Annotated in this window: 18 protein-coding genes; 15 read left to right on the forward strand and 3 right to left on the reverse strand. The window is 54.1% G+C overall.

The genetic code is table 11. The features are described from left to right. Nucleotides 1-392 precede the first annotated feature (392 nt). The 4 genes from CF161_RS31960 to drmC are packed head-to-tail and all read left to right on the forward strand — an operon-like array spanning nt 393 to nt 7697. Nucleotides 393-1643 carry a DNA cytosine methyltransferase gene (locus CF161_RS31960; protein ID WP_218187555.1) on the forward strand — a complete coding sequence of 417 codons (1251 nt, stop codon included), beginning with the start codon at nt 393-395 and terminating at the stop codon, nt 1641-1643. Beyond that, nucleotides 1633-5064, forward strand: coding sequence for a DISARM system helicase DrmA (gene drmA / locus CF161_RS31965; protein WP_043228448.1), 3432 nt, complete (start codon nt 1633-1635; stop codon nt 5062-5064). The genes CF161_RS31960 and drmA overlap by 11 nt, the downstream gene beginning before the upstream one ends. Nucleotides 5065-5069: 5 nt before the next feature. Then, nucleotides 5070-6869, forward strand: a complete 1800-nt coding sequence (gene drmB / locus CF161_RS31970) for a DUF1998 domain-containing protein (protein WP_043228450.1) — start codon at nt 5070-5072, stop codon at nt 6867-6869. 9 nt (nt 6870-6878) lie between these two features. Next, the gene (gene drmC / locus CF161_RS02360) at nt 6879-7697 is read left to right on the forward strand and encodes a DISARM system phospholipase D-like protein DrmC (RefSeq protein WP_020294948.1); all 819 of its coding nucleotides are present in this window, start codon (nt 6879-6881) and stop codon (nt 7695-7697) included. On the opposite strand, the gene CF161_RS02365 is transcribed toward drmC, so the two are convergent. Continuing rightward, nucleotides 7694-11677: an Eco57I restriction-modification methylase domain-containing protein gene (locus tag CF161_RS02365; RefSeq protein WP_020294949.1), complete on the reverse strand. Its 3984-nt coding sequence runs from the start codon at nt 11675-11677 to the stop codon at nt 7694-7696. The two genes, drmC and CF161_RS02365, sit on opposite strands and share 4 nt — an antisense overlap. Then, entirely contained in the window at nt 11677-14814 is a 3138-nt protein-coding gene (drmD, locus tag CF161_RS02370; RefSeq protein WP_156882638.1) for a DISARM system SNF2-like helicase DrmD, read from the reverse strand. Before drmD ends, CF161_RS02365 begins: the two co-directional genes overlap by 1 nt. Before the next feature lie 417 nt (nt 14815-15231). On the opposite strand from drmD, the gene CF161_RS31975 reads away from it, so the two are divergent. From CF161_RS31975 to CF161_RS02415, 8 genes are all read left to right on the forward strand, one after another. After that, a protein-coding gene (locus tag CF161_RS31975) for an IS3 family transposase (RefSeq protein ID WP_156882639.1) occupies nt 15232-16364 on the forward strand; the annotation gives its coding sequence in 2 pieces (ribosomal slippage) (nt 15232-15487 and nt 15487-16364; 1134 coding nt in all). Nucleotides 16365-16454: 90 nt separating this feature from the next. Next, nucleotides 16455-16859, forward strand: a complete 405-nt coding sequence (locus tag CF161_RS02385) for an Imm1 family immunity protein (protein ID WP_020294953.1) — start codon at nt 16455-16457, stop codon at nt 16857-16859. Nucleotides 16860-16881: 22 nt separating this feature from the next. After that, entirely contained in the window at nt 16882-17358 is a 477-nt protein-coding gene (locus CF161_RS02390; protein ID WP_020294954.1) for a hypothetical protein, read from the forward strand. Nucleotides 17359-17364: 6 nt separating this feature from the next. Then, on the forward strand, nt 17365-17877 hold the full coding sequence (locus tag CF161_RS02395; protein ID WP_020294955.1) for a DUF4265 domain-containing protein: 513 nt from the start codon (nt 17365-17367) through the stop codon (nt 17875-17877). Further along, on the forward strand, nt 17874-18257 hold the full coding sequence (locus tag CF161_RS31760) for an Imm10 family immunity protein (RefSeq protein ID WP_020294956.1): 384 nt from the start codon (nt 17874-17876) through the stop codon (nt 18255-18257). The genes CF161_RS02395 and CF161_RS31760 overlap by 4 nt, the downstream gene beginning before the upstream one ends. A 55-nt stretch (nt 18258-18312) precedes the next feature. Next, nucleotides 18313-18798, forward strand: a complete 486-nt coding sequence (locus tag CF161_RS02405) for a DUF4265 domain-containing protein (RefSeq protein WP_020294957.1) — start codon at nt 18313-18315, stop codon at nt 18796-18798. A gap of 23 nt (nt 18799-18821) precedes the next feature. Further along, nucleotides 18822-19163 (forward strand): hypothetical protein, encoded by a 342-nt coding sequence (locus tag CF161_RS02410; RefSeq protein ID WP_020294958.1) that lies wholly within the window; start codon nt 18822-18824, stop codon nt 19161-19163. Nucleotides 19164-19174: 11 nt separating this feature from the next. After that, nucleotides 19175-19495, forward strand: coding sequence for a hypothetical protein (locus CF161_RS02415; protein ID WP_020294959.1), 321 nt, complete (start codon nt 19175-19177; stop codon nt 19493-19495). A 27-nt stretch (nt 19496-19522) separates the two neighbouring features. Here the strand turns inward: CF161_RS02415 and CF161_RS02420 are convergent, their stop codons facing one another. Further along, nucleotides 19523-20251 (reverse strand): response regulator transcription factor, encoded by a 729-nt coding sequence (locus CF161_RS02420; RefSeq protein WP_020294960.1) that lies wholly within the window; start codon nt 20249-20251, stop codon nt 19523-19525. Nucleotides 20252-20488: 237 nt separating this feature from the next. Between CF161_RS02420 and CF161_RS02425 the strand changes: the two genes are divergently transcribed. The 3 genes from CF161_RS02425 to CF161_RS02435 all read left to right on the forward strand — a co-directional run bounded on the left by CF161_RS02425 (nt 20489) and on the right by CF161_RS02435 (nt 24502). After that, nucleotides 20489-20761: a hypothetical protein gene (locus tag CF161_RS02425; protein WP_156882640.1), complete on the forward strand. Its 273-nt coding sequence runs from the start codon at nt 20489-20491 to the stop codon at nt 20759-20761. 408 nt (nt 20762-21169) lie between these two features. Continuing rightward, nucleotides 21170-22180, forward strand: coding sequence for a FecR domain-containing protein (locus CF161_RS02430; RefSeq protein WP_043228455.1), 1011 nt, complete (start codon nt 21170-21172; stop codon nt 22178-22180). 18 nt (nt 22181-22198) lie between these two features. After that, nucleotides 22199-24502 (forward strand): CHASE2 domain-containing protein, encoded by a 2304-nt coding sequence (locus CF161_RS02435; RefSeq protein WP_020294963.1) that lies wholly within the window; start codon nt 22199-22201, stop codon nt 24500-24502. Nucleotides 24503-24607 lie beyond the last annotated feature (105 nt).

The raw sequence follows: 24607 nt of genomic DNA on the forward strand, positions 1-24607 counted from the left end.
GACCAGGGGGATCCTGCCCAGGGCGACCATGCTTAAGGTTGAGCAGATGGTGAGTTGCCAAGCCTCAGTGGGAAGATATGCGTCAGGACTTTCGCTCAAAGGGTTGGCTCAGCAACAGACGAATCGGAAATACCGCGATCCAGACACATTGGTAATGCTTCGGAAAATGTACAAAGTCACTCAAGAGTAGTACCAGAAGCTGCTGGGCTCCAGAAGCATCGGGCCACACCTTCGCTTGGATTGAAGCAATGCATCTCGTAGCTTCTGTAATTTGATAGGCGCGGTTTGTTAGGTTTACCACCGCACAGCGTCACCGGTAGCTCTCTCTCGCATCCATATCTATCAGTTTCTGTGGGGCGAGTTGCTCGAATACAAAAAAGTGAGAATAAGGTGTGAGTAGCAAACCAACGAAAACAATGATTTCTCTCTTCAGTGGAGCGGGTGGGCTGGATCTTGGATTGAGCGCGGCCGGATTTACCAACAAATTATGTGTGGAAATCGACGAAATTGCTCAACAGACGCTTACCTTAAATCATCCAAAATGGAAAATAGCTTGTCCTGGCGATATCCACGCATTGACACCTAGCGAATTGCTAAAACAAGCAAATCTTAAGCCTGGAGAACTCACCCTCCTCGCTGGCGGGCCGCCATGCCAACCTTTCTCTAAGTCCGGATATTGGGCAACAGGGGATACAGATCGTCTGACGGATCCACGAGCTAGAACGCTAAAAGCCTATTTAGATATCGTCCGTGAAGCTCAACCGGAAGTTATTTTGCTTGAAAATGTCAAAGGCATAGCCTTCTCAGAGAAGGATGAAGGTTTACAGCTTTTGATAAATGAACTGAACAATATCAATAGAGCAAAGAAAACCAACTACAAACCTCATGTAATTGCAGTGAATGCTGCTGATTATGGAGTACCTCAATCAAGGGAGCGTGTATTCATCCTTGCTAGTAGGGATGGCATGCACTTCAATCCTCCAGCGCCCACACATTTCGATCCTGAAAAATCTCAGGGTAAAGGCTTGCCCTATTTAACATCGTGGGATGCGATTGGCGACTTGGACGTTGATGTTTGGCCTGATGATGTTAAACCCTCAGGAAAATGGGCTGATCTACTGCCAACAATACCCGAAGGGCAAAACTACCTGTGGCACACAGAAAAGATGGGGGGATTACCGCTGTTTGGTTGGCGAACACGGTTTTGGTCGTTTCTTCTAAAGCTAGCCAAAGATAAACCAAGCTGGACGATTCAGGCTCAGCCTGGCCCTGCAACAGGCCCTTTTCACTGGCAAGGAAGATTGCTGTCGGTTCGTGAACTCGCCCGAATCCAAACCTTCCCAGATGACTACATGTTTGCGGGAGATCGACGTGCCGCTCACATCCAGATCGGCAATGCGGTCCCTCCGGCGATTGGGGAGCTTTTTGGATTGGAAATACGGAGTCAACTTCTAGGGGAGCGAGTTCGTAGAAAGCTAAAGCTCATTCCTGAAAAAAGGACTGACTGCCCATCACCGGAAAAGCCAAAATCGGTACCGAAAAAGTATTTGTCATTAAGTGGCGCTCACGATGCCCACCCCGGAACAGGGAAAGGTCCTGGAGCACAAAAACGCGAACAGAAGGAACACGTCCATGCCAGATAGCAGCAAACGAGAGTCGCGCTCACGAATTCTCGAAGCGCTTGAGCGTGAGTTAATGGGCCCCACTTCTACGGATGAGGTAATCACTGAATTTCCGACCACCCGTTATGTTGTTGGACGGCTGGCACCTTTGAAGTCAGAGATTCCAGAACTGGAGCACGACCAGATTGCTGCCGGGAACGATGATGATGAAGGCGGTGAATACGAACCTCAACCACCATTAATTGGGGGCTTTAGCCCTTCCTCAATGGGGCTCTCATTCCTCATATCCCAAGATACTCAAACAATTAATGCCAGGGCTTCGTGGGGCGACTACAGACGCGAAAAGGATGAGTCCGAAGGTGGAATCTATTGGAAGCGTTACCAGAGGTCAGTTCTAGTAGAGACCATCCCTGTTGACACAATTGGCAAACTCAAGCCAATCCCTCTGTCTAAGTCCACTGCTCCAGCCTCTATAATTATTACACCGGAAGGTTTTCGAGGGCCTGGGGAGAATGGCGATGGAGACGCTCAAGTATTTCTCGAAGGAGTCGTTCACCATATCGATGGGGCCAAAGCAATTAGTCTGTTCCTAGTTAACAGGCGACCAAAAGGTGAAGATTCCGATAGGGCAAAAGATCAGCAATGGTTAATGCAACCTAAACTAGAACTTTTTTCAGCTGAAAAAAAACCTATATTTGTAGCTAAAGATTTTGATAGGGAAATTTCACAAGACCCAGAAATTACTACGGCTAACATGCTCTATCGGGATGCGAAAGAATTTGCAACTGGCCATGGAGTAGCCGCTGGCTGGGACGGGGTGAACGCTACGCGTGATCGTGCCAGCATCCTGTTTACCGATTTTATCCCCAACTCCGAAGTGCCAAGCTTAATCGCTCAAAGTGGAGATATTCCCGATCTGAATCTGGATATGTGGCAACTGAGCAGGTGCAGCTCCCCAACCGACGTATTCAACGCTATCGAACCGCTGGTCTCAGCGTATGACCAGTGGATTACAGATAGAAAACAAGATGCAAAAAACGCGCCCTTTATTTCCACACCAGAGAACCGGGATACAGCAAAAGTTCTCATAGAAGCGTGCGAAGACGCTGCTCGAAGAATGCGCGAAGGTTTGGAACTCATCAAAAATGAATCGAAGGCCTTTGAAGCATTTTTGTTTGCCAATTACGTTATGTGGGATCAGCGCATTCACGCCATTTGGGCAGGCAGAAATCGAGACAAGGGGCAAATTGTAGGAGCGCCTACTGACTTTGATATGCCAAACAACCGTACGTGGCGACCATTTCAAATGGGCTTTATTTTGCTCAATATTGCGAGCATGGTGAACAAGCCTAAAACGGGTGAAAAGATTGCATCAGATCGAAAACTTGTTGATCTGCTGTGGTTCCCAACAGGTGGCGGTAAAACGGAAGCCTATCTCGGCTTAGCAGCGTTCACATTGGCGTATCGACGTTTGCGCGGCGACGTAAATGGTCTTGATTCTAGCGCCGGTGTAACCATTATCATGCGTTACACACTGCGTCTGCTGACGGTGCAGCAATTTCAACGTGCGACCGCGTTGATCTGCGCCTGTGAGTTGGTACGCAAAAGTGACCCTGGCAAGTGGGGCTACGAACCTTTCAAAATTGGCCTATGGGTCGGGAAAGCTACCACGCCCAATGACGCCAAAGCATCTGGCAAGGCGCTGGAAGATTTGGAAGAAGGCAAGAAACCGCGGGACGGTAGTCCAGTACAGTTAGTTTCTTGCCCCCGTTGCGGCACCTCATTGGTAACCCCACAAGGCAAGCCAGAAAACCAGACTTACGATTTCGATAACGCTAGATTGAGAACGCTCGTTCGCTGCCCCAATCCAAAATGTGAATTTTGTGCCCGCCGTTCTAACGACCAAGGTCTACCGGTAGTAGTGGTCGATGATGAAATTTATCGCGAATGTCCATCATTGGTTATCGCCACGGTGGACAAATTTGCCCGCATGCCATTCAAGGGTGAAACGCAGGCACTGTTCGGATTACGAAATAGATACAGCCCAACCTATGGGCACCTGACGCCAGCTCACGGAGAAAAACCCAATCAACGAGTGGTAAAAGACGATCAACCGGCACGCCGATTAGTGCCGCCAGAATTGATCATTCAGGACGAACTACATCTGATTTCTGGCCCACTCGGTACCATGGTCGGCCTATATGAAACAGCCGTCGATTTTTTAACGCGCATTGAAACCGAAACAGGGGTCTCAGTTCCGGCAAAGATCATTGCCTCCACTGCCACAATACGTCGCGCTCGCGAGCAAATTCGCCAACTCTATAACCGCGATCTGGCTATCTTCCCGGCGAGTGGTTTGTCATCCAAAGATTCCTTCTTTGCCAAAGAGCAGGAAATCAAAGAGGACGACGATAAGACCGCCGGTCGATTGTATGTGGGCTTGAACGCGCCAGGCTCCAGCACCAAAACCTTGCTCGTTCGCGTATATGCAGCGCTGCTGGCGGCCGGTGAGGCGGAAATCACCCGTGACCATGAAGCGGCAGATCCCTACGCAACGGTTGTAGGCTATTTTAATAGCCTTCGCGCACTAGGTGGTGCACGCCGGCTGGTTGAAGACGACATAAAAAAACGTCTTCGTTATTTAGCTCAACAAAGAGGCTTTCCTCAGCGCTATATCAATGACCCAGACGAGCTGACCAGTCGACTTGATTCCTGGCGAATTCCCGGCTTGTTAAAAAGGCTTGATAACAAATTCCCGCGCGAAAAAGACAAGCAGTACCCCGTCGATGTCCTGCTAGCCACCAACATGATTTCCGTAGGCGTGGATATCGATCGACTGGGCTTGATGGTTGTTACGGGCCAACCTAAAAGTACCTCCGAATATATCCAAGCTACCAGTCGGGTGGGCCGAAAGCATCCTGGTTTGGTGATCACCATGTACAACTGGCTTGGTACGCGTGATCTTTCTCACTACGAACATTTCCGAGCTTACCATGCAGCGCTTTATCGATATGTTGAGGCCATCAGCGTCACACCTTTTTCGTCACGAGCTTTGGATAGAGGCTTACTTGGTGCCTTTGCTGCCATGCAGCGCCTGGGTGGGCAAAACATGGCTCGTGAAGTTCAGGCCCAAAATTTTGATCCGGCTTTGCCCAGCACAGATCTGATGATCACTAATATCACCCTGCGCGCGGCAGATCTGGTGGGTAAGAAAAACGCCAAATTGGTAAATGATCGACTGATGTCGAGCCGCGATGATTGGGCGCACTACGCCGATGATCTTTTGCGCTATTCCTGGCTGAAAAGTGGTGAACGCCCCCCAAATAACTCCCGCGTATTGCTTAAAACATCGGGGACAGATAACGAAGGCCAATGGACAACGCCAGGATCGTTGCGCGAAGTTGAACCCACCGCAGCATTTTATCTTAGTGACGAGGAGTAACACGAATGTCGAGCAAAAGAGCTATCGGAGACGTTCGTCCGAGTCAGGTGATTACCACTTTTGGTCCTGGTGCCATTGTTGACTTGCAAACTTTGTCGGTTATCGTCGCCGGCATTGACGGCTGGCATTTGGATGAGGAACTTGTAATTCACGAGCCGCGCTTGCAGCGAGCCCTTAAAGTAAAGCGCTTTTTTTCCGCTGAGCCGACCAGCGGCAACTATTTTACAAAACGCGGAACCGTACCAACCTTTCTGTTTCCTCGCTATCAGGTTTGCACTCATCCCGAATGCGCAACCCTTTCCGAACCTGGCGAAGAACTGGTTGAATACAACGAAAGAACGCAGGAAATGGAATGCAAGGCACCGAATTGCAAGGGCCGTGGTAAATACCGGGCTCCCACCACTCCAGCGCCGTTTGTAGTTGCCTGCCCGAGCGGTCATATTGATGACTTCCCATGGCGTGCGTATGTGCACCGGGACGCCGATAACAACTGTAAGAAGCGCATGCGCTTGGTGTATTCCGGCACCACAGGGTCGGTGTCTGATATCTGGGTCTATTGTGCCTGCGATGCCAAGCGCAGCGTCAGTGATGCCTTTGGTGAAAACCGCAGCCTCGCCTTGGGCGAATGTAGCCGCAAGCGCCCTTGGTTGGGTATCAAAAATAAAGACCCTCATGAATGTAAACACGCAGGCCAATTGCGCGCCATTCAACGTGGCGCCACTAACGGCTGGTTCCCCTTGGTGCGCAGTGCCTTGTCCATTAAAGAAGCCGCTACCCCCATAGGACAGGCGCTAAAAAAATGCCCACAACATCAAGTGGAAAAAATCGATTCCAAAGAAAAGCTGAAAACGCTTCTCGGTATGGAAATGTTCCCTACTTTGTCAGAGTTCAAGGTAGAAGATATTTGGCTAACCTTACTGAAAGAGCGAGGCGAAATTGAAACCGATGAAATCGATTTGCGCCTACCGGAATGGAATGCGTTTAGAGATATCGAAGGCAACAACCAAGGCGATCAATCCGATTTTTTCTTAGAGGCGGGAGAGGTTCCCGATCTGCAAAGCAATAAAATCGATCGAATAGTGCTTGCTAGAAAATTATTAGAAGTTCGGGCGCTCACCAGTTTTACGCGCATCGACTATGCCTCAGGCATGGATGACGACGGTATGGGCGCCTCTCGTGCGCCAATTTACAAGGAGCGGCAGGATTGGCTTCCCGCCGTCGAGGTGCGAGGCGAAGGCATTTTTATCGAATTAAAAGAAGATGCTCTGGCAAATTGGGAGGCTATACCTGCGGTAAAAAAACGGGCGTCCGCCATTGAGCAAAAATACCGAGAGTGGGCGGCCGAACGTGGTGTTGATGCGGATGATTTCCCCGGTGCGCGATACATTCTGCTGCACAGTCTGGCTCACGTATTAATGCGTCAGCTTGCTTTAGATTGTGGTTACTCCGAATCCGCAGTTCGAGAGCGTATCTACAGCAGCACCGATCCTGAACGCAGAATGGCGGGTATCTTGTTGTACACCGCTAGTGCCGATTCCGAAGGCAGTCTGGGTGGTTTGGTGGATCTAGGCAGCAAGGAGCGCTTTCCCAATTTAATTCACAGCGCCTTAGAAAACGCCAAGCGCTGCTCATCGGACCCACTTTGTGCAGACCACCAGCCGGACGTACATGCCACCATCAACGGCGCGGCCTGCCACGCCTGTGTGCTGGCACCGGAAACCTCTTGCGAAGCCTTTAACCGCTTTTTGGATCGTAACTTCTTAGTGCCCACCATGGCCTACAGCGATATGGCTTATTTCAAATAAGGAGCGGTCATGCCTGCTATCAGGGATAAAGCTGCCCATAATCTGGCGGAGAGTGTGCGCCAGTTGATTAACGCTGGCGCCCTTGCCGAAGTGATCGCAGCAGTGGCTTCGAATATATTAACCGCACAATCCGGCCCTGCGACTATTGCCAAATTTGCCGCTGGACGAGGTGCAGTGCAAAGTGCGCTATCGAATCTGATAGCCACATGGGCAATTGAACTTATTGCACTCAGCAATTCTGCCTTTGCCTTACAGCTGGCAGCGCTCAAAGAAGCCGTGTTATTGACCGAAAGGGAAGCCACCCAAACCGAAGTAGTATGGTCGGGGCCAAAAGTTGAAGGTTCCTATCTTCGCGCCACCCGCCAAGTGGTGCAGGATATTATTTCCGCTGCGCAATCCGAGCTGTTGGTAGTGGGTTATTGGTTGGCAGGCGTGGAGGATTACGAAGGTATAATCAACGACATCATTGAGTTAATTGCCGATGCCATTGTGCGCGGAGTGAAGGTCACTATGGTGCTGGATGAAGGCGAAAAAGGTTACGGTAAAAATAACCGCGATACCTTGATTGCCCTCTGGCCAAAAGGTACTGCACTTCCAACGTTGCTGACTTGGAAAATACCACACAACGACAAACACCTGAAGCTTCACGCCAAGGTACTGGTGGCGGATCGTCACGATGCGCTGGTAACTTCAGCCAATCTCACAATGTATGCGCTGGATCGCAATATGGAGATGGGGGTTAGGGCGCACGGGCAACCCAGTGAACGGATTGCCCAGCAATTTGAACTGTTACGGCACAAGGAAATTCTTGTGCCGTATGATGCTTAGTGTGCTTCGTGCTGATGGCGCTCTTTATTGAGCGCCAGTAAGCGTGCAAGTACTTCATCGCGAACCTCATCGGGCCAACGATATAAATACGGCTTTTTCCTATTCCCTGAGGTGTCTGCATCAACTTCAAACTCTAATAGAAACTCACACTCTGTGGGTATATCTTGCCAGCCGTACAAATTGAGGGTGACTTTGTCCATGGCGCTGTGCAACCCCCTTAATCTATTGATGTCGTCGGACTGGTCATCGGGATTATGAAACCTGTTATACGTCTCAGTGAGACCATGGTTGTTTTTAATCATTATCTCGGAACGAAACTCATAATATTCTTTGCCGATTCGCTCCAGTTCTGGATCATTATCCCAATGTATAGGGAAAGGGTAGTTTTCAAAGCAAGTAGTGGGAGAGTACACCAGCCTATCCACAAGAGTCGTCATGAAGAAGCGTGACCAAGTTTCATGAATACGACATTGAAGGCTGGAAAAAGAAGCAAAAGTGTCGACAGTGATTACTGTAAGGTTGCTCGAATAAACCATCTCTTTCGGTAGAAAAGCAAAAGCAAAATGTGCGGTAGCTTGGGATCCAGCAACAAGTACTCTGCTTTTTTTTGATGCCTCCTTGTACAGTGAACGGCTTCTTTCGGCGAACTTCCACCAATTATTCCGTCGACTGTCTCGCTTATCCTTGACTCTAGTTGGCTTAACTTTTTCCTCGACTATACGCATAAGATCCGGCCATCTCCTAGCCTCTTCTTCTGTCATGTCTCCGAAGTCAATAATGTATCTATGATGGCTATGCTTCGGATCATTTGCGACCTCGGAATACCCAATGAACGGGAATATGCGTTCCGCATTGCAGCTGTCACTTTTGACTAACTGCATCATTTCGGAAATCGAATTTGCAATTCCTTTTTTTTCTGTATCGTCAAAGGTGAAGCCCATACCAAGAGGGATGCTCCCTTGGAAACTCTTATCCGAATTCTCAGAAAGCACGTAAGGATCTTCGTTATTACCCTTGTCGAATAGGTAAGCGGTGATCTTTTTGACCACTTTTTTGTCGAGATAAATTGGCTGTTCAGTCCTTCCTTTTATGGTAAAGATTAGACTGATAATGACAGCCGCTTTACCGGGCCATGGTACCCGGCGCTCGGCGTTATAGATAACCCCTCCATGATTAACAATCCATCGAAGTCCTGTACTACGGGTATCTCCTTGGCGAATAGTTTTGGTGGCGATCAAGCCAAAGCTACCCTGTTTTCGCAGCAGGTTAAAAGTGCTGCGAAAAAAGTGCGCAACCAGATCGGAGTTACCATGTGACTCTTCATGTACCAGTTTTAACCAGTCGACAAAGTAGTCCCGATTCCCCTCAATGGTGGTGTTCTTACCGGCGAATGGCGGGTTGCCCACGAAGGCATCGAAACCACCATTTTCGCGATGAAAGACTTCCGGAAACTCCACTTCCCAGCAAAAGGGAATGATTGGCTTGTCTCCGGTAGTAAGCCCTTTCACAAGCTTCTCAATTTCCTCGGAAGCCTTCTCATCAGTCCCCAAACGGTCAAGCCAATAACGATGTTCGATCAGTTTGGCTTCTCGCTGCTTGGTGTTAGCGCCATTAAAGAAGGCAGCTATGACTAAAATCGCCTTTAATCGGACACTAGCGAGTGCTTCTTCGGCTATGCAGTTTTCTTTTTCTTTAGCGATAAAGTCGTGATCGGGAATGGTATGTATCGCCTCGCGATGCTGCTCGGCTTCTCCTACTTCTTGGTCGGGCTGAAGGGTGAACAAGGGACCAAATTCATTGCTGACGGGCTTCCAAGTAAAGTTGCGTATCTGCTCAGGCGAAAGCCCTACTAGCGAGTTGCCATGCTTGAGTGCATGGTCCACAAAGGTAAAGGGGCGGTCGTTGGAGAGTGTGGTCAGCCAGAGGGATAGTTTGGCCATTTCCACTGCTAACTGGTTCATATCCACGCCATAGACACAGCGCTCGGCCACGTAGCGGCGAGCGAACACAATGCGTTCCTCGCGGGAATCCGGCATTAGGTTTTCGCTGGCGCGCCCTTGCGATGGGGAGGCAAGCGGCATAGTTAATATGGCATCCGGCTGTTCGGCAGCCATACGCTCCCAGGCGTCTACCAATCGCTCCCCTAGATACCGTGTGGCCTGTACGAGAAATGCGCCGGAGCCCATTGCAGGGTCACAAACCTTTAGGCTTAGAATTTCCTGCGGTGTCTTGATTAACCTGGGCTCTGCAAGTAGCCCGGGTTTACTCTCAACATTCACATAGACCTGATGCTCTAGCGTGCGACGTACCACCGGTTCGGTGAGTGTAGGAGGTGTGTAGTGGGCCCCACTGGAGCGGCGATCCTGCCCGTGGGTAACATACAGTCCGCCCGGCCGGAGGATGCCCAAGGGCTGTAAAAATCGTTCAACTGGTTTCGCTTGCGCCAGCAGCTCGGCATCATCAGTACCGGGGTTAACCAGTGTCTGCCGATCTTCGTTTCGTTCCAGCACTATCTTGATAGTGCCAGCCGTTTTACTGGTGTGCTGGGCAATGGCCTTGATCAGTGCAACTTTATCCAGGCCTGCAAATTCAATTGCATTCACAGGTTCCGATTCAGTAATTTTGGAGCCGCCCTGCAACAGCAGCAGGGTTTGGTTAGCAGGTGCTCTGGCTACTCGTCGATCCAGCAGTCCTTCATACATATGGCCGATTTGCTCTACCGCCAGTGTCCGATAGCTCACCAGTTGGCGAACGCCTTCAGCCTTGGCGTATTTCAGGCTGCGCAAAATATCGCGAATCGCAGCATCGCTGACCTTTGGCGGTTCCGGCATATCGGTCGGCCAATTACCGTCCTTAGCCCTTCCATCCAGCAATGGGTATCGGTTGGGGTCGAACAGCTGCCCTCCATGGGCGGCAATGCGAATGTCGGCGTCGACACTGCCGTCATGCAAGAGACGTGAGCTTGCTAACAGACGGGCATAGGCTGCGTAGGAGTGTTTGAGTTTTTCCGGCGATAGCCGGCGGGTTTCTTCGAGTTCAGTTAGCAGGTGTAGCACGCCATAGGCTCTGTCGTAAGTGACATTACCGTGCGGTAGCAAGCCGTTCTCTTCCGCATAGAGGGTAAACAACAGGCGCATGATAAAGGCGACACTGGACTCAAATATCTCAGCTTCGGTATATCCGCGAAGGTAGTCGCCGCCAAGTTCGGCATCGACTCTATCGAACTCGTGTACCAGAATCTGTAATACCTCGCGTACCTGATTGCCCAGTTGGTCGGCTACGTCCAATTGTCGCTGACGGCTCTGCTTGATCAGTTCGAGAATGACCTGATCCCGACGCCCGGCAAAAAAGCGCGACTCCCCCAGCAGATCCTTGAAGGCCGCCAAGGTCAATAGGTCGTCATCCCAGGTTTGCGTCGTCCAGGTCATCCAGGATGTGGTTTCTGAAGGTGATGCAACGACCAAACGCCAAGCTTCGCCATTAGTTAGCAGTCCGAGTTCTACGCCGGCTTCTCGCAACAATCGTTCAAACTTGGTGGTGGGCGATGCCTTCCAGCGGCCCTTCTCTTGCTGCCAAGGTTTGTCTAACGACTGCTCACGCGGCACTTCAAGCACTAGCATGACGGCGTTTTCTTCATCCAACAGGACGCGACTTGGGCGCAGAATTTCCTGCTTCTCATGCAAATTTACTACTTTGTCGAAGGGAATCGCTGCACCGACTTGCCAGTAGTTTTTGTCTTTCAGGCCGAGAAAATCTTCGAGAATAAAACTAATCCAGGCAGGCTGACCATTGCCCTCCACCATGCCTTTGGGCAGGCTCCATATCTCACGCTGCTTTCGGAAAGCTGCGACCTCTGCCTTATCGAGTGATCTGAAGTTGCCGGCGTCGGCTAACACTGGCTCGCTTAATACCACTCCCGTAATTTCTACGCTGGAAAGCCAGCGATGCTGTCGGCTTGCTAAGCGTTTATTCGTGGCCATCAGCTACCCACCTTAGGAAGGACGACCTCTAGGGCAACTGGGTACATTCTTTGGTCTGTCACTTTATATAAGTCTCTTTGGCGTTTTGGCTCGATCTCACGCTCCTGTTGAAGCTGTTCGAGCCTACGCTGAAGAGCAAGAAAATCCTGCTCGCGCTGCGCTTGTTCTTCATCATCGAAAGTAAATTGCATCTGCATATCCGCAGAACGCTTTTGCCAGTTCTGTAAGGCATTTCTGATGGCCGCAATACGCTCGGTGGCCAGACTTTTAGCATGCTTGCGCGCGACCTCACCCCGGGCAGTAAGGGTCAGAATCAACAATCTGGCTTGGTCCCCGGCACTAATGGAAAGCTGCTTAGTAATCGCCTGAACATAAGGTGAAATTAGTTCCTGAACACTGGCGATGTCACCGGTGAAGACCTTAGCATCTTCAGGCCGAGTAACGTCCCGTTCTATAACTACCCCATTTTGGATCGACATTTGGCAGCGGATTAAGCCTTCGTGCAGGCGATTATGCTCTGGCCCAAGCAAAACCAGTCGACCCCATGCAATAACGGAAGGGGCCGTAATCAGGCTCGACTCTGAGATTGAAACTCTGTTAAGGCGGCTACGGGAGGACTGGTTTCCCCACATCTGGATTCGGAACGCAGAAACCGCCCTTCTCATTAACGGATGATCAAGATGGACGATGCCCACGGCATCATCTTCTCTGGCCCTATTACGACTAAAGGAGAGGCGTTTTTGAAAATAATCTGAGCTGACATAGACTTTGCATTCAGTCCAAACAGTTGGAATCCGCGTTAAAGTGAATTCGTAATTATCCAGCTCCCGAACTGCCTCATTACATCCTTCCAAGTATAATGCCTGCTTCAATAACGCAAGCTGGTTACTATCGGATATATCAAGCGCACTTCTTGCTCTATTCAGGGCCTGAACTATTTGTGCAACACTTTCATTTTCGCGAGCCTCGATGGCTATTTCTTCTCGCGCGAGCCGTATGCGCGTATCATCGTCGATCGCAGCAAGACTGACAGTCTGACCGAGTGCCTTTTTCCTGACGCTGTCTGCGATTAAAGCACCAACACTGCCAAGGTCACTTCTGATAACTTCAACTTTATCGACGATATGCTTGAGAAACTCGGAGTCTTCCTGGTTTTTATAAACGAAATGATGAATGCGCACTTCATCAGCTTTCTGGCCGTGACGGTCAATACGGCCGTTACGCTGCTCTAACCGAATGGGATTCCACGGGATTTCGTAGTGAATAAGATTGCGACAATGTTTCTGAAAGTCCGCCCCTTCGGATGCAGCATCTGTGGCCAGCAAAATACGTACAGTGGTTTCACTATTAGACGCTTGAAACTCATCATTGATTTTTTTGCGACCACTATCGTTCATACCACCAACAATGGTTCTTGTCGCTTCAAGGAAACCATTTTTTTCTAGGATGCGTTCCAGATAGTTGAGCGTGTGTTTGTACTCCGTAAAAATAATTACACGCTCGCCGTTCCATTGATCCCGATAGCGTAGATTAAGGTTGATCCAGGCGATTAAAGCTGATGCCTTACTATCTTCCTCTATCGAAAAGTGAGAAACCTGATGATCGACGATCTCAAACATACTTTGAAGCATGCCTTTTTCATCATCCGTTAACTCTTTGATGAGTTTTGATGCGGCATTGATAGCAGCTTCCAGGTTGTCCTCTTTGTCTTCATCATCGCTCCAATCTTCTGACTCTTTTTGCTCGAAGCGATTGAACAGAGACTCGCCGATGCCAAGCGCTCCCTTAATGCCAGCATTTGTCGTGTGAACAATTAGGCTCTCTCGGAACGCCAAGGGAGAGGATAACGCTCGCTTTTTCAAAAGTGTAAGAATGAATTGAAGAGGCCGTTCTGAGCGTTTATCGACCGAAGCCAAACGGCTATTGGTGTACGCTTTGAGCAGATTAAAAAGCTTTTGCTCATCCCCCTTCTGCATGACGTAGAGTTGCGGATCACTGGTTTCGTTACGTGGGAGTATGACCCTTTTGGGGAAACGCGGTGTCCCATCTGGATTGGAGATCTCTTGCTTTAAACGGCGAATGGTAACGGCGGAAAGTTGAGATTTATCTAGGTCAGTGCCGCGTGAGAAACGAAGATTGTCCAATATCTCCAATAAACCGGTGAAGCTCTCACGGTAGCCATTATGGGGGGTGGCAGTAAGAAACATCTTGTGCTCGAACTGTTCAGAAATAGAACGCAGAAGAGATGTGCGTTCAGAGTCACGAATATATTGTTTCTTACCTGATGGGGCCGCGTTATGGGCTTCGTCAAGAACTAACAAATCCCAAGGGCGGTTGTTAGGCCTCTCCTCAAGTCTGCGCCTAGTACACTCATCGAACAATCGACGTGGGTGTTCAGTTTTTAGGTAATCAATTGAGGTCACAAGTCTGGGAAAACTTGCCCACGGGTTAATGCTGGGGCCGTACTCTTTTTTCATTCTAAGTACGGTGTCCCGGTCAATCATTTTAAATTCGAGGCCGAACTTCTCAGCCATCTCATCGACCCATTTGATCTTCAGGTGGGCTGGACAGACGATCAAGACTCGGCTTGCCCTATGGCTATGAATGAGTTCTTGCATTACCAAGCCAGCTTCAATGGTTTTACCCAGACCTACATCATCGGCCAGCAAGAGGCGTACCCGAGGCATGTTGATGGCCCGGATCACAGGTGCGAGCTGATACTCCTCCATCTGTACACCACCACGAAACGGAGCTTGGAGTGTGTCTCCAATGGCCAACGAACTGGCTCCCCATTGCATAGACCTGATGAAGGCATCAAAAAGTTCGGGTTCATCGTGCGCAGTGATACTGGGAAGAGAGGTGGACTCAATTACGGAAGGAGCAATTTCCCGCTCCCAGATAACCTGGATACTCTCTCCAAGAGCATCATCGCTCAGACATTCTAGTGCGACTCTATGGATGGTCTGATTGGGTAGTGTATTTGTTATATTGACCGCTGTGACCGCCCATATTTTGTGACGCAGCTTCACAATCTGTCCCTGCTCCGGCGCCGCACCTAACTCTGGCATATTGTTATCCGTGCTCTTTAATACATGATTATTCTTGATTACATCTTTGACTTTTAAGAAGCGGTGCAACGGTGCCCCTTTACTAATGTTTGTAGCTTTCGCCTTCCGAGTTCAGCAATCAAATCTTCCGAACCACATGACAATACAGCGTTGATTTTAAATGGATGTCAGCTCTATTACGATGAGTTTGTGCTGTAGTTATCGATGTGAGCGCGGGGAATAGAAAGCCTCCCAACCAACCCTGCCCGCACGTCACCCTAAACTCCCGCCCCGTTCCCGATCAACCCGACCAGCGTGTCCTGCTCCTCCGCTTTTTTCAGTTGTTCTAGACCCAAATCCTGCTCCTAAAGAAAGCAGGCTAGCGGTCGAGCCATTTCTCTACCAAATGGGTGGCTACTGACCGGAGATCGGGAGGTGGTGATTGTAGTGGTCTAATGAAACCGGACACCCATTTAGGCGAGAATGCCCGCCAGATCGAGGTGTCAGATGACCAAACAACGCCGTTCCTTCTCTGCTGAATTCAAACGCGAGGCTGCCGACCTCGTGCTCAAGCAAAACTACAGCTACATCGAAGCCAGCCGTTCACTCGGCGTCGGCGAGTCGGCCCTGCGCCGGTGGGTCGATCAGGTTCAGCAGGAGCGCCAAGGCGTCACTCCGCAGAGCAAAGCGCTGACCCCGGAACAGCAAAAAATCCAGGAGCTTGAAGCCCGGATTGCCCGGCTTGAGCGAGAGAAATCCATACTAAAAAAGGCTACCGCGCTCTTGATGTCGGAAGATCACGAGCGTTCGCGCTGATTGACCAGTTGAGCGCCCATGAGCCGGTTGATTGGCTGTGCAATGTGTTTGACGTCACCCGCTCGTGTTACTACGCCCAGCGCCTGCGGCGCCGCACGCCCGATGTAGAACGGCTTCGATTGCGTAGTCGCGTCAGTGAACTGTTCTCGCAAAGCCGCAGCGCTGCTGGTAGTCGCAGCATCTTGTCGTTGATGCGTGAAGACGGTGAGCAACTTGGTCGATTCAAAGTGCGCAGCTTGATGCGCGAGCTTGATTTAGTTAGCAAACAACCTGGCTCTCACGCTTACAAACGGGCAACAGTAGAAAGACTCGATATCCCGAATACGTTGAACCGTGAATTCGATGTACCAGCCCCCAATCAAGTCTGGTGCGGCGATATCACCTACATTTGGGCGCAAGGAAAATGGCATTACCTGGCTGTCGTACTGGATCTTTGTGCGCGTCGAATCGTGAGTTGGGCACTGTCGGAAAAGCCAGACGCTGAACTGGTGATCAAGGCGCTGGATATGGCCTACGAACAACGTGGCCGGCCTTCGGGTCTGCTGTTCCACTCGGATCAAGGATCGCAATATGCAAGTCGGTTATTTCGCCAACGGTTGTGGCGATACCGCATACGTCAGAGCATGAGCCGGCGAGGAAACTGCTGGGATAACGCACCGATGGAGCGCGTATTCCGCAGCTTGAAAACAGAATGGATACCGGTCTTGGGCTATCGAATTGCGCAGGAAGCACAGCGTGATATCAGCCACTTTTTGATGCATCGCTACAACTGGATTCGGCCTCACCAATTCAACGATGGAATGGCGCCAGCGCGGGCCGAGTAAAAACTTAACGTCGTGTCCGAGATTAGTTGACCACTACAATCCCTCATCTATAACGATTTACGTGTTATCCGGCCAAGGCAGCCATGGCGAATGCTCAAGAAAATCATTGAAGATGAATATGCCGGTAATCGTTGCCACCCCCATGAGTGGTTAAACCCCGACTCGACGCAGGTGCTGTCCGCGTTCGACCGCCTGGACGGAAAGGCTTTCAGTTCGACGGTTTTTCTCTTCAGCGACGAGACCCTGATGCATATCGGGGGCGGTGCGGCCGATCAGTATGTGGTCTTTATCGCCCAGGACGTCGACCAATCGTTGCAGACCCTGCTCAGTGCAGACAGTCCTGACGATCAGCAGGTTGAATTGGTCGCGGGCGGCCAGTCCGGCAGTTACCCTCGGCATCAGTGTGTGGCTAAAGAGCGAGCGAGGCAGGCCCTGGCTTATTTCTCGGCCTATGGTTCGGCCGATCCCGATCTGGCTTGGGAAGTGGAAGGCTAACTGGACAATAAGGACATAGACCTTGGCAGGTACAAGCAGCCACCTATTCGATGAAGCACGCTACCCCATCGCCTGGCGTTTCAATGCCGCGGATTGTGGTTTGAGTGCGGACGACAAACAGCGAGTCGTGCTGTTTGATCAGGCAGCGTCACAGGCGCTATGGGAGCGGTTCATTCCGGTGCCCAGCCTTATCAATGAGCTGCCCAGCCTGTTTCAATGCCATGAAAAAACCACAGTGGATTTTGCTCGGCGGGCAGAGTCGTCGTTGTTCTTCGAGCGACGGCTAAGCCCGGAGGCAGAGCTACTCTGGCTGTTCTGGGGCAGACGCTGCGCGGCGCAGGTGCCCAGGGATATTTTTATAAAATGCTGGGACGACTTTTTCTATCCGTCCGACGAGAATACGGCCCTGGTTATGCCGGGTAGTGCAGAGGTCATATTCTCCTTCGAGGAACACTTCTTTTACGGACAATTCGTGAGGCCCATGGCGGCGCCTCTGTGAGATGGAATGGATAACTCGACAGCACAGTTTCACAAGATCATTTTCAAACTCACCCTCGACGCCGACGGTTACCCACCAGTGGAGTATGAATCGCTGTGGGGCATCCAACGGGGCGCAGGTGTCTACGAGTTGGACAACACGCCCTACTATCTCTACGGCGTGAGCAAGGGGGACTGGGTGCTGACTCGCGCCGATGCCCATGAGCTGTTCGCTACCCGCGTGGTGCGGCGATCCGGGCACTCGACGCTGCGGGTTTATGCCGAGCGCGAGTCAGAGCGCGCGAGCATCGTGCAGCACCTGCGCAGCCTCGGCGCCAGGTGTACGGTTACCCGGGGCCTGTCGCTGTTCACTGTGGACATCGCGCCCGAGGTCAGTTTTTGCGCAATCGACCACTACCTGTCCTCCATCACCGACGACCAACATATCGCCTATGAAGATGCCTGTTTGCAGCACGGGGCCATTGAGCCTGCGCGCATGACGGAGTGCTCTTCACTGGCTTCACTTGAGGTTCAAGCATGACTGTTGAATGGCCTGCCAGTTTTTTCAGCGCAACCCTGGAAGACGATGTATGGCTTGTGGCTTTTGCCGATGCCGCCGATGAGCCCGAGCACTACCTGTTGTTGCAACGCAGCACCGAGTGCGACGAACAGGACGCCGCCCTGAGCCAGGACACCTACCACCTCGAAATCTCCAGCCCTGCCCTCTCCGGCTATGGCGGGGTTGCACACGTGCGTATCGAACAGGACCGCATCATTTTCAGCATGGCCAGCTCCGTCACCTGGTGTGCGGGCCTGGACCAGTTGGTGCTGTTGCTGGCACCTGAGCTGCAAGACGATCCGGCCATCGAACAGGCGCTTCGAGACGTGTTTGCCGAGCAGTTGACCCCGATCCGCGGCTGAGCCCGCTCGGCTCCTCTCACCCTTTGTAAAAACAGTAATCGCTCGGAAATGTGTTATGGATGATGAAAACCAGGAAATATCGATTCGGGTCGTCGCGGGGCAGAATGACCATGGCCCGGTCTATGAGCCGCTGCATGTACGGCGGATCGATGAGTACAGTTACGAGATACTCTACTCACCGGGGCTGACGCTGAACCTGGCCAAGGGCGACATTATTTCGATCAAGGATCCGCAGGCCCCCGCCGTGGTGCTCAAGCGGGGCGGCAACTTCTGCATCCACATTTATTCGGATCACATCCCTGAAGAACACATCATCGCCCTGGCGGCGGATGTGGCGACCGAATTGGGCGGCATGCTCGACGGGCGCTATAAGGGCAATCTGACATTGTCGGTGCCGGCGCGAAACGGCATGGACAACATCGCCCTGTTCTTCAACCGCTTCCGCGAGACCACGGGCATCGAGTGGTACTACGCCAACATCTATAAAAACCTCGATGACACCAATGACGAGACCTTGCTCAATTGGTGGCTGGATAGCTGACCGCGAACGGAGTGAAGACGAGCATGAGCTACGAATATCGCCTGGTGTTCGATGAGCCGCTGGACGCGCGGCAGGCCATGGATCAACTGCGCAGCGGTGCGGATTGTGTGTGGGCCGCCGAGCAGGTGATCGAGTTCAAGGACCCTGGCCTGGGCAGCAGCGCCGACTATGATCTGCGCCTGACCTTCGAGAGCGAGCAGACGCTGTGGATGGAGTTGCTGTTCCGGACCGCGGCGTTGCACGAGTGCCTGGAGCCGGCGCTGCGGGGGCGTCGTTTCAGGTGTTTCGAAGACGGTGACAGCGATGACGAAGTGGCACTCGAACAGGTCTTTGCGTTGGGCAGGACTCTCCCTTTTTCCCCTTGATGGCTGGGCCAATGAACGAACGACAGCAGCTTATCTGTGAACGCTACGACCTCGCTCCCCAGGCGCCGGAGCCGATGATTGCACTGGCCTCTGGCTCCCTTGCGCAGTCGCCCATCTACGGCACCCGGGTCGAGTTGCCGGAGAACGGCACGGTCAGTTGGTTTTTCCACTGCGGTGAACATTCCACCGCCGTGGATTTCTACCAGCCGCTGTGCGCCGAGCACCTGGTCGAGCTGTTGCCGGAGGTGATCGATTACCTGTACCTGCCGAGCGGGACGCGTTTCATCATCGACCGAGCCGGTTATGAAGACGTCTGGCAGGACCCGCAATGATATCAAGCCGCTATTAACGGCCAGCAGTCAGTTGCCCTGCTCGCCAGGCGACGCGACGCTTTCCAGGCGGTAGCCGTAACCGTAGATGGTCAGCAACTGCCAGCCTCGGTCCGTGGTCAGCCCCAATTTGTTGCGCAGGCGGTAGATGTGGGTGTCCAGGGGCCGTGAGGACACGATCTCTTCGTGGGTCCAGAAACGCTGGTACAGGTACTCCCGCGACAGCGGTCGCCCCAGGTTGTCGAACAGGCAGCGCGCCAGGCGGTATTCGCGGTCGGTCAGGCTGATGGGGTGACCTGCCCGGGTCACGGTCAGCTCCGCATCATCGAAGGTCAGGTCATTGAAGCTCAGCACTTCGGTGGCGTTGCTGCGTTGCAACCCGTGGCGACGCAGTACCGCCATGACCCGAGCCTTGAGCTCGTTGGGGCGGAAGGGTTTGCTGACGTAATCGTCGGCCCCGGCATTCAGCGCCTGGACGATATCGCTTTCGGCATCCCGGCTGGTGAGCATGATCGCGGCCGGCGGCGCTTCCATGTGTTCGCGGGTCCAGCGCAGCAATGACAGGCCGCTGAGGTCGGGCAGTTGCCAGTCGAGCACCAGCAGGTCGAAGGTCTCTCGACGCAGCTGGCGCAGCAGGTCCTCGCCCCGTTCGAAGCTGTGCAGGGTCCAGGGCTGGTCCCCCGGCCCGGGGATCTGTCGCAGTGTCTGTTCCACCCGGGCCAGTTCGGCGGGCTCGTCATCCAGTATTGCGACACGCATGCGGGGCAGTTCCTTGATTGCAGGGGGAGCACTGTGGCCGTTTTTTACGGCGTCTGAGTGGAGGTGAGTTTAGGCCGCCAAGGTGAATCTGAACAATTATGGCGATTTGCTCTGACGCGATTGCGGGCTCGGTACGCTGATGTCAAATAGCCGGTAGGCGACAGGAGCACTGTCACTGCCTGCCGTGCAGCAGAACCATACCGACTGCAACCCGCAAGGAAAAGGATCATGGGGAAGATGTTTCGTACAAGCCGTGGGCTGCTGGTGAGGGCGGTGCAGGGTAAGGATCTTGGGTGTTGCGCTGCCCTGGTGTTGGCGGTCTATCTCAGCCTGGGGTCGACGGTGTTGTCGCCCGCCAGCGCCCACCACGGGCAACTGCCGGCTCAGCGCAGCCCGCAGGGGAGCGCCAGTGTCACCGCCTTTGCTGATTCGACCCAGGTGGCGCCCAGTACCCTGCATTACGTCGAGCAAAGTGCCTTGCACCAGGAGCAGCAACGCTGGGTGTTCTAGGCCCGAAGGATTCTGAACAAATCTTGCAAATCGGCCAGCCGAGCCTTGGGGACGGTAGATTCCTACTCGCTGAGTGGCACACGGGGCATCAGGAAGTGCTCCGACACAGGGAGTGTCAACCGCCAGGCTGGCGGGGCACGGGTTGTTCGCAAGCCGTGTTGAAGGGGAATAAAAGGAGTGCCTCCTCAGGATGATCACCGGGCGATCTGTCGCCTCGGTGCCGACACACGGAAGTGTCACCCTCCCCCCGTGTCGGCATGACTGGATCGGCCACGCACTTCTCCCTGCGCTCGCGCGTTGGCTGGCGATTGAAAGGGAATCTATCGGCTCAGGATCGGCCTCAGGTATGGTGCACAGGTTCGATAACAGGGTTTACCCGTCGGTTTGTCACAGGTCCAAGCACACTCCATGAATCAAACGACCCCTTTGCAGCCCACGTTATCCTGGCCTTTCCCGGGCCGTCGCCTGCTGGTTCTGAGTGGAGTGCTCGGCTGTCTGCTCCTGCCGCTGATGGACGCCGACGCCGCACCTCGGCGTTTGCCCTATATCGATGACAACCTGCAATGCCGCGGCCAGCCCTTGCCGGCAACGGTGGAGCATCTGACGGGCGAAGCCTGGAAGGTGGATGCCCAGGGCCGGGAAACCCTCCTCGAAGAGGGCATGAATATTGATGAGCAGGAGGGGGTGAAGACCTCGCCTTCAGCTTTCGTCAGCCTCTCGCTGGGGGACGGTTCGCGGGTGGTGCTGCCCTCCAGCTCGAAGATCACCCTGCGCCTGAACCAGGAGTACGCGGTGCCCCAGGTCAGCCTGGAACAGGGCCAGATCGAATCCTATGTGATCAAGCGCAGCAGCGATCACGATCGCTTCCAGATCCTCACGCCAGTAGGGGTCCTGGGTGTACGCGGTACCCATTTCCGCGTGCGCAATGACGATCAGCAGGCGTTGGTCGAGGTGCTCAATGGGCAGGTGGCGGTGAGTCGCGAGGATGATTTGCCCAAGGCTAAAAAACCGGGCAAGAACAAGCCTGTGGATAAACCGCTCGGCCCGCTCCCCGGCGAGGTGCAGGTCATGGCCCGCCAGGGCCTGCGCATTCAGAAACAAGGCACCCTGACCCCGATCGACCTGCTGCCGGCGCCGCGACTGCTGGGCCAGGCCGGACAGACAGGCAGCGCGCCGGTCTGGCAGTTGATCTTCAAACCCTTGCCGGGTGCCAGTCGCTACCGTGCCCAGGTGGCGACCGACAAGGAATTCCTGAACATCAAGCAGGAGCAGTTTTCCAGCACCCCCGAGGTCAATTTCAGCGGCCTGAAGGCGTTTTTCTACCATGTGCGCCTCTCGGCTTTCGATGAACACGGGCTGGAGGGCGAGACGGCGGTGTATGACATTTTCTATTACCCGCGCACCAGCAATGTTCAATAAGCCTGCGGCCTGCTGCCGATGAAGCACTGGCGCCGTGTGGAAGGTCGGGAGCCGACCCAGGCCCAGCGCCTGTTTCGCGGCCTGGTCCGGGAATGGCTCTGGGTCAGCCTGATCCTGCTGCCCTTGACCGCCCTGTTGTCCCTGACCCCGGGGCTGGCGCTGAACAACCTGCTGTACGACAGCCTGAACCGGCTCAGCCCCCTGCCCGTCGACCCGCGAATCCTGATCGTCACCATCGACGACTACAGCCTGCAACAGCTCGGCCGATGGCCCTGGCCGCGCTCGCTGCATGCCGATCTGCTGGACCGCTTGCGCGAGGCCGAGGTTCGGGGCGTGCTGTTCGATGTGATTTTCAGCGAGCCCGACAGCCAGCCGGATAACGACGTGCGCCTGGCCCAGGCCCTGTGCCGCTCGGGCAATGTGCTGTTGCCGTTGCTGCGCGAAAGCGTCGCCCGCTATGGGCAACCCCTGGGTGAGATCGAGCCGGTGGCTGCGTTGCGCGACTGTGCCAGGGCCGTGGGGCATATCAATGCCCAGGCCGATGCCGATGGCATTGTGCGCAGCGTGTATTTACGTGAAGGCTCGGCGCAGAGCCCCAAGGCGCAACTGGCCTGGCTGCTGTATGAAATGACGCGGCCGGCCGAGTCGTCTGCAACCCTGCCCGGCTCTGCCGAGCCACAGCTGGCCCAGGGCTGGCTGCGGGCCCATGAGGTGCGGATTCCCTTTATCAGCGCGGCGGTCGGTTTTCCCAGCGTGCCTTATGTCAGCGTGCTGCGTGGCGACGTGCCGCCGGAGTTGCTGCGTGAACGCCTGATCCTGATCGGCTCCACCGCCCCGGGCCTGGGCGATCGCTATGTCACGCCGCAGTCGGCCAGCCTGGGGACCACACCCGGCATCGAGATCCAGGCCAACCTGCTTAATGGTCTATTGCAGCAGCGCAGTATCGTGGCGCTGGGCAACTGGCCGGCGACCCTGCTCTCCGTGGCCCTGGTGGCCGCCCTGCTCGGCCTGCTGCTGTGGCGCCCACGCCATGCGTTGTGGTTGACCCTGGGGTGCATGGGCCTGGCATTGCTGGGATCGGCCCTGCTGCTGCGGGCGGGCGGCTGGTGGTCGCCTGCAGCCAGTCTGCTGGGGATGCTGCTGGCGTACCTGATCTGGAACTGGCGGCGCCTGAGCGTGATCCTGGCCTATTTCGGCTGGGAGCTGGCGCGCCTGGACAGCGAACCCAAGGTCCTGCCCGAGCGCCGCCATACCCCGGTCGCGGCCGGCGATGTATTGCAGGGACAGATTGTCGCCCTGGAGCAGGCCATGAGCCGCACCCGCGACACTCGCCGGTTTATCGCCGATGGCCTGGAGTACCTGCCGGTGGCGACGCTGATCAGCAACCCCGATGGCAGGATCCTGCTGGCCAATCGCAAGGCCCGCGAACTGTTCGCCAGCCCGCTGCTGGGCACTGCACTGCTCGCCCAGTTGGCGGAGCTGGGTTATCCACAGGGTGCGTCGCCTGACCTGTCGCAACTGCAGTGCCTGGAGTTTCGCGATACCCAGGAGCGCAGCCTGCGCCTGGATCGGGCCCCGTTGCTGCCGGCTGACAGCGACACACCGATCGGCTGGCTGCTGAGCTTCACCGACCTCAGCGTCGAGCGCGATGCCGAGCAGCAGCGCGCGGTGCTGCTGCGGTTTCTATCCCATGACTTGCGCGCACCGCATTCGGCGATCCTGGCCTTGCTCGATGTGCAGCGCCATCAGACGCCCGGCGAGAACCCGGTGTACCAGCAGATCGAACAGCAGGTACGCCGCGCGCTGGGCCTGACCGAAGCCTTTGTGCAGTTGGCCAAGGCCGAGTCCGAGGCTTATCAGTTTCAGCCGAGCATTTTCGCGATGCTGGTGCTGGATGCGTTCGACCTGGCGGCGACCATTGCCCAGTTGAAGCGCATCACCCTGGTCCATGACCTCGACGAAGATGCCGAAGGCATGGTCCTGGCTGATCAGTCCCTGCTCACGCGGGCGTTGTTCAATCTGCTGGAGAACGCCATCAAGTACAGCCCCGAGGGCTCTGTGGTGAGTGTGCATGTCAGTTGCCGCGAGGGCTGGCTGAACTGTGAGATCAGCGACCAGGGCAAAGGCATCGCCGCCCAGGATCTGCCGCAGCTGTTTGGTCAGTACCAGAGGTTTTCTTCGGCCCAGGGTATCGATGGGCTGGGGCTGGGGTTGTCGATGGTCAAGGCCGTGGCGGAGCGCCATCAGGGGCGGATCTTCTGCCGCAGCCAACTGGAGCAAGGCTCGACCTTCACCCTGCAACTGCCCCTGCTGGAAGAGTAACCCGCCGCTGCCGCCAGGCTGCGCTGGCCGCAAGGGCTGCCGTGGGGTGTCAGGTGTTTGGACGGCGCCTTACAGCCCCAGCGCCGCCTCGCGCGTTCACCACCA

The sequence above is a fragment of the Pseudomonas sp. CF161 genome (assembly GCF_000416215.1).
Classification (GTDB): domain Bacteria; phylum Pseudomonadota; class Gammaproteobacteria; order Pseudomonadales; family Pseudomonadaceae; genus Aquipseudomonas.

Excerpts from the sequence above, each read along its gene's own strand:
- CF161_RS02420 (WP_020294960.1), bottom strand. The coding sequence starts at position 20,251 with ATGCGTGTCGCAATACTGGATGACGAGCCCGCCGAACTGGCCCGGGTG.
- CF161_RS02385 (WP_020294953.1), top strand. The coding sequence starts at position 16,455 with ATGCTCAAGAAAATCATTGAAGATGAATATGCCGGTAATCGTTGCCAC.
- CF161_RS02430 (WP_043228455.1), top strand. The coding sequence starts at position 21,170 with ATGAATCAAACGACCCCTTTGCAGCCCACGTTATCCTGGCCTTTCCCG.
- CF161_RS02405 (WP_020294957.1), top strand. The coding sequence starts at position 18,313 with ATGGATGATGAAAACCAGGAAATATCGATTCGGGTCGTCGCGGGGCAG.
- drmA (WP_043228448.1), top strand. The coding sequence starts at position 1,633 with ATGCCAGATAGCAGCAAACGAGAGTCGCGCTCACGAATTCTCGAAGCG.
- CF161_RS02365 (WP_020294949.1), bottom strand. The coding sequence starts at position 11,677 with ATGGCCACGAATAAACGCTTAGCAAGCCGACAGCATCGCTGGCTTTCC.
- CF161_RS02395 (WP_020294955.1), top strand. The coding sequence starts at position 17,365 with ATGGATAACTCGACAGCACAGTTTCACAAGATCATTTTCAAACTCACC.
- CF161_RS02415 (WP_020294959.1), top strand. The coding sequence starts at position 19,175 with ATGAACGAACGACAGCAGCTTATCTGTGAACGCTACGACCTCGCTCCC.
- drmC (WP_020294948.1), top strand. The coding sequence starts at position 6,879 with ATGCCTGCTATCAGGGATAAAGCTGCCCATAATCTGGCGGAGAGTGTG.
- CF161_RS31760 (WP_020294956.1), top strand. The coding sequence starts at position 17,874 with ATGACTGTTGAATGGCCTGCCAGTTTTTTCAGCGCAACCCTGGAAGAC.
- drmB (WP_043228450.1), top strand. The coding sequence starts at position 5,070 with ATGTCGAGCAAAAGAGCTATCGGAGACGTTCGTCCGAGTCAGGTGATT.
- CF161_RS02425 (WP_156882640.1), top strand. The coding sequence starts at position 20,489 with ATGTTTCGTACAAGCCGTGGGCTGCTGGTGAGGGCGGTGCAGGGTAAG.
- CF161_RS02410 (WP_020294958.1), top strand. The coding sequence starts at position 18,822 with ATGAGCTACGAATATCGCCTGGTGTTCGATGAGCCGCTGGACGCGCGG.
- CF161_RS02435 (WP_020294963.1), top strand. The coding sequence starts at position 22,199 with ATGAAGCACTGGCGCCGTGTGGAAGGTCGGGAGCCGACCCAGGCCCAG.